We start from the raw sequence: 12,204 nt of genomic DNA, 5'->3' as shown, positions 1-12,204 counted from the left end.
AGGATATTTGTTGTTTTTATATGTTACCGTGAACTTGACATCAGCTCAAATAAAAGTTTCGAAAAAAAGCATTGACTTTTATATGGAAGAAGTGTATAATATTTTCTGTTGCTGTTAATAATACTGATTGACAGTAAGCAGGTATTCCGAGGTAGCTCAATGGTGGAGCAACCGGCTGTTAACCGGTAGGCTGTGGGTTCGAGCCCCACCCTCGGAGCCAATTTTATGCCGGAGTGGCGGAATTGGCAGACGCACAGGACTTAAAATCCTGCGATCCTTACCGATCGTACCGGTTCGACCCCGGTCTCCGGCACCAATCATATTGGTGGGATAGAAAGTCAGACATAAAAATAATATTGCGTCATATATATGAATGTGTGGTGTGATATTTATATAATGATTGCCGAAAGGGCAATCTGATGTCGCGGGGTAGAGCAGTTGGTAGCTCGTCGGGCTCATAACCCGGAGGTCGCAGGTTCAAGTCCTGTCCCCGCAACCATGAAGATAAAACTGCTCTTTTGAGCAGTTTTTTATGATGATTTTGCGGCGGCAGGACTTGAACCGAGAGGCGCGACCGTGAAACGAGACAGTCCTGCGGACTGTCGAGTAGGTCACGGCCCGAACAGGCTGCTTGAGCCTGTGAAGGGCGGCGATTTTGCTTTGCAAAATCGCACAACGGACTGTCCCCGCAACCAAAGATAGAAAACTGTCCGATGGGCAGTTTTTTCATTTTGTAATGTTTGCATGTGGTCACTGGTAAGTGGAAAACACGCGTAGAAAGATTAAGAGGAACAAACATGAATTTTACAAAAATGCACGGAGCAGGTAATGATTTTATCATTATTAACAATATGGAGGAAGGTTTATCGTCGGAACAATTGAGTTATTTGGCGAAAAGCCTTTGCAGAAGAAGGTTTTCTGTTGGCGCTGACGGGCTTATGGCGGTAGATTTTCCAGAGCAGGGCGGTGATTACAGAATGCGCTTTTTTAACGCGGACGGCAGCGTAGGCGAAATGTGCGGCAATGGCGCTCGGTGTATTGCCAGATATGGCTTTGAAAAGGGTCTGGCAGGAGATAGGCAGAGGATAGAGACTACAGCAGGTATGGTCATCGGAAAACGGCAGAGCGCCAGGATGTATACGGTTAGGCTCAATGAGATCAGTAAGATTGCGCTGAAGCAAGAGATTACTGTTTCTGGTCGTACCTATACATATTCCTACGTTGAGCTGGGCGATCCGGGGATTCCTCACGCTGTGCTGAGATATGAGGGGCTCTGCGCGCTTTTTGATGAAGGCGAGGATATCGAGGATAAGATACTTTCTGGCCGCATGCATGACGACCCGCTTCTTGGAAGGCTCTATGAATTAGGACAAAAGCTAAGATATGATTCCACATTTACGAAAGGCGCCAATGTGAACTTCTATGATAAGGCTGGGGATAACCGGCTGGTGGAGTTGACCTATGAGCGTGGCGTGGAAGACTTTACTCTGGCCTGCGGAACGGGAACCGGCTCTGTTGTCGCCACTTTAATGGAATCAGATGAAAGTGACGGGAAAGATGTGCGTGTCATTGTTCCGGGAGGAGAGCTTCGTATTGATATCCAATGTGTAAATGATAAAAAGGAGATATACTTGACAGGGCCGACCGATATTGTGGCGGAGGGTATCGTTACTGACGAAGATCTTGATATATAGGGGGGAAAATAACAGAGAGCTTCAATAAAATGAAACTCTCTGTACGATATCTTACGCAAATTCGGGCTGATCAGAAGCATCCCACACTTTGATCAGTTTATTATAGCGATACTCGTCATGAGAGGCGCAGCAGCTGGAACATCCGCCGATGACGAGAAGACAGTCATAAAAGCCGCCTTCCTCTGCAATGGAGAAAGCGTGAGACGGATGTCTTTTGATCATGGATTCGTAATAGGCGCGGCGGTCATAGCGCGGATTGCAGCCGCCGCAGAATTTAACGCCGATATGCATTATTTGTCACCTCCGCGGAGCAGGGAACGGGCAAAATCCAAAAGATCCTCACTGACGGAATCATCGATTACTACGTCTTTTAACTGTGGGATTTTATTCATTAAAGCAGGCTTTACGATATTTTTCAGGGTGTCGTCAGCGGCGTAGCAGCCCCGGCAGCTGCCGGTAAACTGGATGTACGCGATACCATCCTCGAAAGCGCTGAGCAGCGCGCCGCCCATATGGGAGCTGAGCTGTGGATTGATGTCCTTTTCTATGATTTCATTCAATTTTATTTCTATTTCTTTTTGTTTGTTCTGTTTCATGTTGTCCTCCTGTGGATGATAATGAATAGTATCATTATATTGCAAAGGTGAGGACTGTGCAAGAGAAAAGACGAACATTTTGCTGATAAGAAAAAGAAGATGGCGCGCGGAAGAAAGAAAAAGAAAACTTTTTTGTGTTTTCTGTGATTTAAAGTAATTTCCTATGGAAAGTGTCGAAGATTTGTGATAGAATACATACATGTGCTGAACGTTTTTGGCTTTTAAGCTAAAAATATTAGCAAAAACACGAACAATAAATGAATAAGGAGAAGAAAATGGGCGGTTTTTTTGGCGTAGCGGCACAGCAAGACTGTGTCTTTGATTTATTTTTTGGTATTGACTATCATTCTCATTTGGGAACTCGTCGAGGCGGTATGGCCGTATACGGCAATGGAAAATTCAATAGATCGATTCACAATATAGAGAATGCACCTTTTAGAACGAAGTTTGACAGAGAAGTCAACGATATGCATGGAACGATGGGTATCGGCTGTATTTCTGACTATGAGCCGCAGCCTTTGATTATCCGTTCGCATCACGGTACTTATGCCTTGACAACTGTCGGAAAAATCAATAACAGTGATTCACTGGTGCAAGGACTTTTTGATACGGGACATGCTCATTTTCTGGAGATGAGCGGCGGGGAAGTTAACGCTACAGAGCTGGTCGCCGCTTTGATTAACCAAAAAGAAAATATGATAGAGGGAATCCATTACGCATTGGAATCTGTAGAGGGTTCATTGTCCGTTCTTGTTATGAATCAGGCTGGAATCTATGCTGCGCGCGATAAGTACGGAAGGACGCCGATTGTTGTGGGAAAGAAAGAAGACGCGTTCTGCGTATCCTTTGAAAATTTCGCGTATAAGAATTTGGGCTACAGTGATTATAAGGAACTGGGACCGGGAGAGATCGTAGTTATCAATGATAAGAATTGCGTAACCTTGATGAACCCTAATGAGGAAATGAAGATCTGTACTTTCCTGTGGGTATATTATGGTTATCCTGCCAGCGCTTACGAAGGCTTATCAGTAGAAAAGATGCGGAATATCTGCGGTACTAAGATGGCGCAGAGGGATGATGTAGAAGCAGATATTGTAGCTGGTGTACCTGATTCGGGTATCGCGCATGCTGTAGGGTATGCTAACGAGTCCGGCATTCCATACTCCAGACCGTTTATAAAATATACGCCGACTTGGCCGCGATCCTTCATGCCGACGATCCAGAGCAAACGTGATCTGATCGCTAAGATGAAATTGCTGGCGGTTAATGATCTCATCGAAGATAAGACTATGATTTTGATCGACGATTCCATAGTTAGAGGTACGCAGCTGAGAGAAACGGTAGAGTTTCTGTATCAATGCGGGGCAAAGGCTGTTCATGTTCGCCCAGCCTGTCCGCCGCTTCTGTATAGCTGTAAGTATCTGAACTTTTCCCGTTCTACATCGGAGATGGATTTGATCACTCGCAGAGTCATTGCTCGTTTGGAAAACGGCAACGCTGCTGATGAGAAATTACTGCAGGAATACGCCGATCCGGAAAGCGAAAAATATGAAAAGATGGTAGATGAGATTCGTAAAGAAATGGGATTTACCACCTTGCGGTTTAATCGCTTAGACGATATGTTGGATGCGACAGGCCTGCCGCATAACAAATTGTGTACTTATTGCTGGAACGGCAAGGAATAAGAAAAGGAGAAAAGTCTGGTCGGGCCGGCTTATGGTCCGCATCAGACTTTTCTGTTGTCCAAAACTCTACCATTGCCGCTCCCATCGGAATTGCCCCATGTCCACTTTGCCGTTTGGAAGAAAAAAGACGCCTTCAGCTAACAACAACTGTTTGCATAGATTTCGCGATACACCTTCCGCGACAGCGCCGTCAGAGCGAATGACCCGATGCCAGGGCAGACCATCAGGACAGTCCCTCATGACGCGTCCAACTAGACGAGCGCGGCGGGGATATCCTGCCAGCAGAGCAATTTGTCCGTAAGAAGCCACTTTACCAAAGGGTATCTGTTTGACGATATCATAAACGCGGGCGGCAAACTCGTCCGAATCGTATCTTTCCATTTGTAGTATCCTCCTGTATTACTCTCATTATAATAGTAACATCTGGCTCTGTGAAGGAAAATTTCCTTGCAACCGCATAGATTTTAGCGCATAATATAACAAGTACAATAAATTGTAGAGATATTCAACCGAAACAGGAGGAATTTTACATATGCCAATTAAAGTGCCTAATAATTTACCGGCTATCGAGACCTTAACGCAGGAAAACGTATTCGTGATGACGGATACCAGAGCTATGACGCAGGACATCAGACCGTTGCAGATTCTAATCCTGAATTTGATGCCGACCAAGATCGATACGGAAACGCAGCTGACCAGACTTCTGGGAAATACACCGCTGCAGGTGGAGCTGGAGCTGCTGCAGACCGGCACCCATAAAGCGTCCAATACATCAGAAGAACATATGATTGCGTTCTACAAAACCTTTGATCAGGTTAAAGATAAATTTTACGATGGTATGATTATTACCGGAGCGCCGGTAGAACTGATGGAATTTGAGGAAGTGGATTACTGGGACGAGCTGTGTGAAATTATGGAGTGGTCCAAACGTCACGTTCACAGTACGTTTCATATTTGTTGGGGTGCGCAGGCCGGGTTATATTATCATTATGGCATTCAGAAGCATACTTTGCCAAAGAAGCTGTCCGGCGTATTTAAGCATCGGCTGGACTACAAAAAAGGCATGCTGTTCCGCGGCTTTGATGATGAATTTTACGTGCCGCATTCAAGAAATACCACTGTCAATCGTGAGGATATTGAAGCAGTGCCGGAATTGAAGGTGATTTCCAGCTCTGATGAGGCAGGTGTTTTTGCTGTAAAATCGGAAAATGACCGGCAGATATTTGTCATGGGTCATTCTGAATACGATGCGGATACGCTGCTGAAAGAATACGTGCGTGATAAGAACGCAGGTATTCATCCGGAGATTCCATGCAATTATTTCCCGAACGATGATGATACCAAAGAACCGGTGGTTAAGTGGCGCTCTTGCGCTAACCTGTTGTACTCAAATTGGCTTAATTATTTCGTATATCAGACTACACAGTATGATATCAATCAGATAGACGACGAATCTGTAGCAGACATCTTTAGAGAAAAAGCGGATTGCAAGGTGGCTAAATTTGGCGGCACATCTCTTGCCGATGCTGAGCAGTTCCGCAAGGCAGCCGCTATTGTTAAAGAGGACTCATCGCGGCATTTTGTCGTAGTCAGCGCGCCCGGCAAACGTTCGAAAGAGGACCAGAAAGTAACAGATCTGTTGATTCAGTGCGCGGAGAAGCCGAGAACTGAGGCAGAGGAAATTCTGTTAAAGATACAGTCACGGTATAAGGTCATGGTTCGCGGTCTTGGCGTTACTTTGGATGTGGATGCAGAGTTTGCCAGAATCGCGGAGGCTATCGGCGATCCTGATCAGTACGATTATATTGTCAGCCGCGGCGAGTATCTTAACGGCCGTATTATGGCAGAACTGACAGGCTTTGACTTTATCGATGCGCAGGGCGCTATCTGGATGGACGAGAAAGGAAATTATGACGAAGTCAAGACCAAAGAAGTGTTGGGAGGCCTTCTGACAAAGGCCGGACGTGCAGTAATTCCCGGTTTTTACGGCAGTCTGCCTGATGGCTCAATTAAAGCCTTTTCCAGAGGCGGTTCCGATATTACCGGCGCTATTGTCGCGGCGGCCGTAGGCGCGGATATTTATGAAAACTGGACGGATGTTTCCGGTTTTCTTATAGCTGATCCTCGCATCGTGGACAATCCTTTGGCTGTGCCGGTCATTACATATAAGGAGCTGCGGGAGCTGTCTTATATGGGCGCTGCCGTTATGCATGAGGCCGCTGTGTTCCCGGTAGTTAAGCTTGAAATTCCTATTAACATCAGAAATACTAACCGTCCGGAGGATAGCGGAACGATGATCGTAAAGAATGCGGATTACTATCAGAGCAGATTGTCTATTTCCGGTATTTCAGGGAAAAAGGGCTTTACTACGATTGTGGTGGAAAAGCCGGGATTCAGTGAACAGCCAGAGCTGAGGGCGGAGATTTTGGAACTGTTTTCAACGAGAGGGATCTCTATTAAAAATCTTTTGTCGGGTATCGACTCTCTGACAATTGTGGTGCGACAGGCAGAAATTGATGAATGCGAAGATGTTTTGATCGAAAGGATTAAGGAACACAGCGGTACAGCTACAGTGACTCTGACAAAGGATATCGCGATGATTGCTGTAGTAGGACGGGAACTGTTTACCGGTCCCGGCGTCGCGGTAAAGGTGCTCAGCGCGTTGGCCAGCAGAAAGATTAATATTCGCCTGATCGATCACGGATCAGAAAAGATCAACATGCTGCTCGGTGTGGATGAATCTGATTATATTTCAGCTGTACAGGCAATTTATACCGAGTTTACCAAACTGTAGAGGAGGGACGAATGATTATCAGAAAAGCTATCCTGCACATTATGGACTTTAATTCTGACATCTGCGTCTTTTCGCAGAAGGAGCTGGAGCTCTCTGACTATGGAACCGCGGAGTTTATTGAGAAACATCTGTCTCGTATCCTGGAGGATGGCGGGAAGAAGGAAGGCGAGTTTCAGGAATACAGCATTTTTAGGCAGACTTTGCAGAGGTATATTCAGGAGGGTATTGACTTTACGGAGTTTTCTACAGCGGTAGGAAATTTACTCTATGATCAGGTTTCACAGGCTGACGAGCCGGAATCCATGGACTTTTTGGTCTGCCAGTTTACTGAAGAAAGCCGGGAATATGTGGGACTTTTGCTGTTGCCAAACAAGATTGCTTATACCCATCAGGTAGAGAACGGTCAGGACGGAGTGGCGAATAAAATTATTCGCTATTTTACGCTGCTGCCTAATACCAGTCAGAAGATTTCCAGTTATGCGCTGATTGATCTGGAAAGCTTCCGCATCTTTCTGTGCGACAGAAAACGAGCTATCTGCGGCGAAGAAATACAAGTATTGCCGGATAAGGTTCTGCAATGCGTGTATGGACAATCTGACAGAGACACTGTGAGAACGATCAGAAAGATCGCAGGGCAGGTTGCGGAGGAATATGGGGCTAATCCGGCGATTGCAGCAGCCAGAGCAAAGAGCTGCATTATTGAAAGCGCGGAGCAAAACGTACCATTTACACCGTCAGATATCTGTGAAGAGGTGTTTCGGGAGAATGACCAGATGAAAAGCACCTTTCGGCAGAAGGCTATGGAAGCGGATATGCCACCGAAGATTACTGTGGAAAATCCGAAGGTGGTTAAAAGCATTCGCAGTCATAAAATTAAAACTGATACGGGCATTGAAATTAAAATTCCTACAGAGTATTTGGAGAATAGCAGATATGTGGAGTTCATCAATCATGCGGATGGGACAATTTCGATTCAGCTGAAAAATATAGGAAAGATTGTAAATCGATGATTATAAATACCGGAAACAGAACGGATATACCGGCTTTTTACAGCCGATGGTTTTACAATAGAATAGAGGAAGGCAACGTACTTGTACGAAATCCTTATCATCCCCAGCAGGTAACCCGTTACCTGCTGAATCCATCTTTAGTGGACTGTATTGCGTTTTGTACAAAGAATCCAGAGCCTATGCTTTCAGGCCTTGCCAGGCTGGCAGAATATCATCAATATTGGGCGGTGACGATTACACCGTACGGAAAGGATATTGAGCCGTATGTGCCGGAAGCGGGAAGGGTGATGGATGCTTTTTGTCAATTATCTGAACGATTGGGAAGCCGTTGTGTTTCCTGGCGGTATGACCCTGTTTTTTTAACTGAAAAATATGATCAGGAGTTTCACGTGAAGGCTTTTGAACATCTGGCGGCCCAGTTGGCTGGATATACGGATCATTGCGTAATCAGTTTTTTGGATCTTTATGAGAAGACCAAACGCAATTTTCCGGAGGGAAAGGTAGTTGCGAAGGAGGATAGACTGGCTTTGGGGAAGGCTTTCATTGAGATTGCGGCGCGATACGATATGGTGGTTCGACCCTGTGCTGAAGGAGAGGAGCTGGCAGATTTAGGCGCCGACTGCAGCGGATGCCAGACGAAAGAAATTCTAGAACGGGCTGTGGGATTGCCGTTGCGCGTTCCGAAGACATCTCAAACTCGCGAAAGCTGCAGTTGTATTTTGGGCAGCGATATCGGCGCTTATAATACATGTGGTCATGGCTGTTCGTATTGCTATGCAAATTACGACAGAGAAACTGTAGAAGCCAATATGCGGCGGCACGATCCACTGTCACCGTTTCTCGTAGGTGATTTCATGGACGGAGATATTGTGAAGGCTGCGAAGCAGGAGAGTTGGATTGACCTGCAGATATCTTTTGACAGTATGTGGAGATAAAGGAGGGTAAATCTTAAATATTTCTTAGTTTTTCTTAAGAATCTTGCATTGCAAAAGGCTGTACGATATAATGTATAGTGAAATTCCTATGGGGGGGTATAGCTTATGGGAGAAGACAATGGAAACAGAAGCCTGCGGATTTTGTATAGAACGCACGTGGAAAGATGGATTCCCCGATATGCGTTCTTTTCTTTGATTGGGTGTTTCATTTGGAATTGTGCGGTTTATTGGGTTACCCAGAGAGTGATTTATGGGTTGAATCTTCAACTCCATGATCTCACCACTGATCTGGATAGAATGGTGCCGTTTCAGCCTGCGTGGGTGTCCATTTACGTACTGAGCTATATCTTTTGGATCGTCAGTTATGTGCTTGCGGCAAGAGAGAACAACAGAGACGACTGGTTTCGTTTTGTGTTTGCCGATATGCTGAGCAGGACTGTTTGCGGTGTAATCTTTATTCTATACCCGACTACCAATATTCGTCCGGAGATTGTGGGGGACGGATTCTGGGACTGGGCTATGCGTATGATCTATACTTTAGATCAGCCGTTGGATTTGTTTCCTTCCATACATTGCCTGGCTAGTTTGATGTGTTATCTGGGTATTAAAAAGTGTGATAGGATTCCGCTGTGGTATCGGCAGTCTACGCTGATTTTCGCAGTACTGATTTTCGCTTCAACGCAGTTTACTAAGCAGCATTATCTGGTGGATATTCTGGGAGGTATAACCATCGCTTTGGGTTGCTTTGCACTGAGCCGGCATGTTTCCGGTTATATAATTTTCAAGCGATTATATGAATGGCTTGATCAAAAGGTATTTGGAAGAACGGACGATTATGAAGAAAAAGAAAACATTGCTTAACTGTATATTTGTGCTGATTTGCTTTGTTTTAACATTACATTATGTTTTCAAGGATCAGAATTTGACGCAGGTTTTTGGCTATGTGCGGCAGGCGCGTTCTGACTATTGGCTGGCAGGTGTCGCGCTGGTGATAGCCTTCATCCTCAGTGAATCAGTTATTATTTGGTATATGATGCGGTCTTTGAAGCAGACCGTCAGGCTGGATCACTGTTTTCTGTACTCTTTTGTGGGGTTTTTCTTCAGCCTGGTGACCCCTTCTGCTACAGGAGGACAACCAGTGCAGATCCTGTTTATGAAAAAGGATAAACTGCCCATCCATTTATCAACGCTGGTATTGCTTATCGTTACAATAACTTATAAGCTGGTATTGGTCATAATTGGCGCGCTGGTGCTGATTATCCGACCTGCACAGATTATGAATTTTCTCAGACCGGCAATGGCGTGGATTTGGTTAGGTATTTTTCTTAACGTGATTTGTATCAGCGCTATGCTGGCGTTAGTTTTTTGCCCACAGATGGCAAAGAGATTGGTTATGGGGTGCTTCCGGCTTCTGAAACGCTTTGTCAGTGAGCGGAAGATTGCTGTTTTAGAGAGAAAACTGGAAAGGTCGATGGAAAGCTACGGGAAAGCTTCTATGTATTTTGCAGCTAATAAAAGAGTCATTTTTAACGTGCTGGCAATTACGTTCCTTCAGCGTATCTTCCTGTTTTCGATTACTTATTTAGTGCTGTTATCCTTCGGGGTTCGCCATATCAGTATGCTTGAAATTGTAATATTGCAGGCGATGATTTCCATGGCAGTAGATATGTTGCCGCTGCCGGGAGGCATGGGTATCAGCGAGCATCTGTTTCAGATGATCTTTTTGCCGGTATGCGGAGCTGCGTTAACGATGCCGGCTATGATCGTCAGCAGAGGGATCAGTTTTTATACGCAATTATTGATCAGCGCTGTTTTTACAGCCGCTGCCTACTTTATTATTTTTAGAGGAAAAGAAGAATGATAGGATTTTATAATTATACGGTAATACTTACATACATGAGCCTGTTGTCGGCGATAACCGGAATGACCTTTGCTATCGGCGGACATTTTCGGATGGCGGTGTTTTGTCTGGCTCTCTCCGGTTTCTTTGATATGTTTGATGGTAAAGTCGCGCGGAGAAAGAAGGATCGTACTGACGATGAGAAACTCTTTGGTATCCAGTTGGATTCGCTGTGCGATGTGGTAGCTTTCGGCGCATTTCCGGCAGTAATCTGCTATTGCATGGGCGTTAAGGGTAGCCTTGGTATGCTAGCAATTGGTTTCTATTGCATTTGCGGTGTAATCCGATTGGCATTTTTCAACGTAATAGAAACGAACAACTTCTTTTCTGATGAGGAACATGAAAAGGTTTATCATGGCTTGCCGATTACGTCTATCGCAGTGATCCTGCCGTTGGTATTTCTGTTGAATTTTGCAGTAGGTCCCAAAGCGTTTTATTTGATTCAGCTGGTTATGCTGTTTGGAACCGGAACATTGTTCATCGCGGATTTCAAAATGAAAAAACCGAGCAATAAGGTTTTGGCCCTATTGGTAGCGATCGTGGCTATAGCGATTATTGTGACTTTTGTTTACTCTCATTACAGATTCAACCGTCCGTTGGTCATCTAAGGAGGCTTTATGGAATATAAGGATCGAGAAGGTCGTATTTTGGGCAGCGATGATGGACAAGACCGTTTTCTTGAAAGACTTTACGGAAGCCGAACAGGCCGGACGATCGTCAGAATGCTGATTCGCCCCGGCGTCTCAAAAGCCGGCGGCTGGCTTCTTGACAGAGGCGTGTCTAAAGTGGCTGTAGGCCCTTTTGTACGATCAAAGGGTATCTGTCTGGACGATTACGAAAAGCAAAGCTTTTCTTCTTATAACGACTTTTTCACTAGAAAGATTAAGGTGGAAAGCAGGCCGGTGGACCAAACCCCGGAAGCCTTTATTGCACCCTGCGACAGTAAGCTGACAGTACATTCTATCGATGAAAGCGCCCGGTTTATGGTGAAGGGGACGGAATATACTATGGAAAGCCTGACACGCAGTAAGAAGCTGGCGGCGAAATATGCCGGAGGTCAGCTGCTTTTGTTTCGTCTGACTGTAGATGATTATCACCGTTATTGCTATGTAGACGATGGAGAAAAGAGTGAAAATCATTATATTGACGGAGTATTTCATACAGTAAATCCGGCAGCTTGTCAGCGTTATCCTGTTTATAAAGAAAACAGCCGGTGTATTTCCATTTTAAAGAGTGTTCATTTTGGTGTGCTGCTGATGATTGAGGTAGGCGCTCTGATGGTGGGAAAGATCGTAAATCATGAAGATGGCAAGGCAGCTGTTCTGCGGGGAGAGGAAAAGGGATACTTTGCCTTTGGCGGATCTACTGTTATTTTGTGTTTGAAAAAGGATCAGGTTATGATCGATGAGGATATCCTTGTAAACAGCCGGGAGGGTTATGAAACTCGGGTGATGCAGGGAGAGCGAATAGGAATCGCTATGGATAGATAAAAAACAGAGGCTGTCTCAACGGACAGCCTCGAACTTTATTCTGTAATAACGATCTATGGAATTGTGTACATTACCGGCAAAATTGCTACAAGCTTCTCCA

12 protein-coding genes and 3 tRNA genes are annotated in these 12,204 nt (G+C 45.2%); 12 read left to right on the top strand and 3 right to left on the bottom strand.

Features of this window, described 5'->3' with window-relative positions:
- The first annotated feature begins 145 nt into the window (after positions 1 to 145).
- The 4 genes from ACPW7J_RS09955 (at position 146) to dapF (ending at position 1,694) form a co-directional block, all read left to right on the top strand.
- Positions 146 to 220 (top strand) — tRNA-Asn (locus tag ACPW7J_RS09955).
- A gap of 7 nt (positions 221 to 227) precedes the next feature.
- Positions 228 to 316: transfer RNA gene (locus tag ACPW7J_RS09950), tRNA-Leu, on the top strand.
- Between the two features lie 107 nt (positions 317 to 423).
- A tRNA-Met gene (locus tag ACPW7J_RS09945) sits at positions 424 to 499 on the top strand.
- A gap of 298 nt (positions 500 to 797) precedes the next feature.
- Entirely contained in the window at positions 798 to 1,694 is an 897-nt protein-coding gene (gene dapF, locus ACPW7J_RS09940) for a diaminopimelate epimerase (RefSeq protein WP_425755157.1), read from the top strand.
- A gap of 51 nt (positions 1,695 to 1,745) precedes the next feature.
- Here dapF and ACPW7J_RS09935 read toward each other — a convergent pair whose 3' ends face one another.
- The gene (locus ACPW7J_RS09935; RefSeq protein ID WP_425755156.1) at positions 1,746 to 1,985 is read right to left on the bottom strand and encodes a hypothetical protein; all 240 of its coding nucleotides are present in this window, start codon (positions 1,983 to 1,985) and stop codon (positions 1,746 to 1,748) included.
- Positions 1,985 to 2,290: a NifU family protein gene (locus ACPW7J_RS09930; protein ID WP_425755155.1), complete on the bottom strand. Its 306-nt coding sequence runs from the start codon at positions 2,288 to 2,290 to the stop codon at positions 1,985 to 1,987. Before ACPW7J_RS09930 ends, ACPW7J_RS09935 begins: the two co-directional genes overlap by 1 nt.
- Positions 2,291 to 2,565: 275 nt before the next feature.
- On the opposite strand from ACPW7J_RS09930, the gene ACPW7J_RS09925 reads away from it, so the two are divergent.
- Positions 2,566 to 3,975 (top strand): amidophosphoribosyltransferase, encoded by a 1,410-nt coding sequence (locus ACPW7J_RS09925; protein ID WP_161874902.1) that lies wholly within the window; start codon positions 2,566 to 2,568, stop codon positions 3,973 to 3,975.
- 66 nt (positions 3,976 to 4,041) lie between these two features.
- Here ACPW7J_RS09925 and ACPW7J_RS09920 read toward each other — a convergent pair whose 3' ends face one another.
- Positions 4,042 to 4,356, bottom strand: a complete 315-nt coding sequence (locus ACPW7J_RS09920) for an MGMT family protein (protein ID WP_161874903.1) — start codon at positions 4,354 to 4,356, stop codon at positions 4,042 to 4,044.
- 151 nt (positions 4,357 to 4,507) lie between these two features.
- On the opposite strand from ACPW7J_RS09920, the gene metA reads away from it, so the two are divergent.
- The 7 genes from metA to ACPW7J_RS09885 all read left to right on the top strand — a co-directional run bounded on the left by metA (position 4,508) and on the right by ACPW7J_RS09885 (position 12,104).
- Positions 4,508 to 6,769 carry a homoserine O-acetyltransferase MetA gene (gene metA / locus ACPW7J_RS09915; protein WP_161874904.1) on the top strand — a complete coding sequence of 754 codons (2,262 nt, stop codon included), beginning with the start codon at positions 4,508 to 4,510 and terminating at the stop codon, positions 6,767 to 6,769.
- An 11-nt stretch (positions 6,770 to 6,780) separates the two neighbouring features.
- Entirely contained in the window at positions 6,781 to 7,779 is a 999-nt protein-coding gene (locus tag ACPW7J_RS09910; protein WP_425755154.1) for a nucleoid-associated protein, read from the top strand.
- On the top strand, positions 7,776 to 8,714 hold the full coding sequence (locus ACPW7J_RS09905) for a DUF1848 domain-containing protein (RefSeq protein ID WP_425755153.1): 939 nt from the start codon (positions 7,776 to 7,778) through the stop codon (positions 8,712 to 8,714). Before ACPW7J_RS09910 ends, ACPW7J_RS09905 begins: the two co-directional genes overlap by 4 nt.
- 105 nt (positions 8,715 to 8,819) lie before the next feature.
- Entirely contained in the window at positions 8,820 to 9,575 is a 756-nt protein-coding gene (locus tag ACPW7J_RS09900) for a phosphatase PAP2 family protein (protein ID WP_161874907.1), read from the top strand.
- Positions 9,550 to 10,575, top strand: coding sequence for a lysylphosphatidylglycerol synthase transmembrane domain-containing protein (locus tag ACPW7J_RS09895; protein WP_425755152.1), 1,026 nt, complete (start codon positions 9,550 to 9,552; stop codon positions 10,573 to 10,575). The genes ACPW7J_RS09900 and ACPW7J_RS09895 overlap by 26 nt, the downstream gene beginning before the upstream one ends.
- The gene (locus ACPW7J_RS09890; RefSeq protein ID WP_161874908.1) at positions 10,572 to 11,222 is read left to right on the top strand and encodes a CDP-alcohol phosphatidyltransferase family protein; all 651 of its coding nucleotides are present in this window, start codon (positions 10,572 to 10,574) and stop codon (positions 11,220 to 11,222) included. Before ACPW7J_RS09895 ends, ACPW7J_RS09890 begins: the two co-directional genes overlap by 4 nt.
- 9 nt (positions 11,223 to 11,231) lie before the next feature.
- Entirely contained in the window at positions 11,232 to 12,104 is an 873-nt protein-coding gene (locus tag ACPW7J_RS09885) for a phosphatidylserine decarboxylase (protein WP_161874909.1), read from the top strand.
- Positions 12,105 to 12,204: the final 100 nt, after the last annotated feature.

It is taken from the genome of Ihubacter sp. rT4E-8 (assembly GCF_049852125.1).
GTDB lineage: Bacteria > Bacillota > Clostridia > Peptostreptococcales > Anaerovoracaceae > Senimuribacter.
The sequence above is the reverse complement of the archived record's forward strand: the minus strand, read 5'-3'. Positions and strand labels throughout refer to the sequence as shown.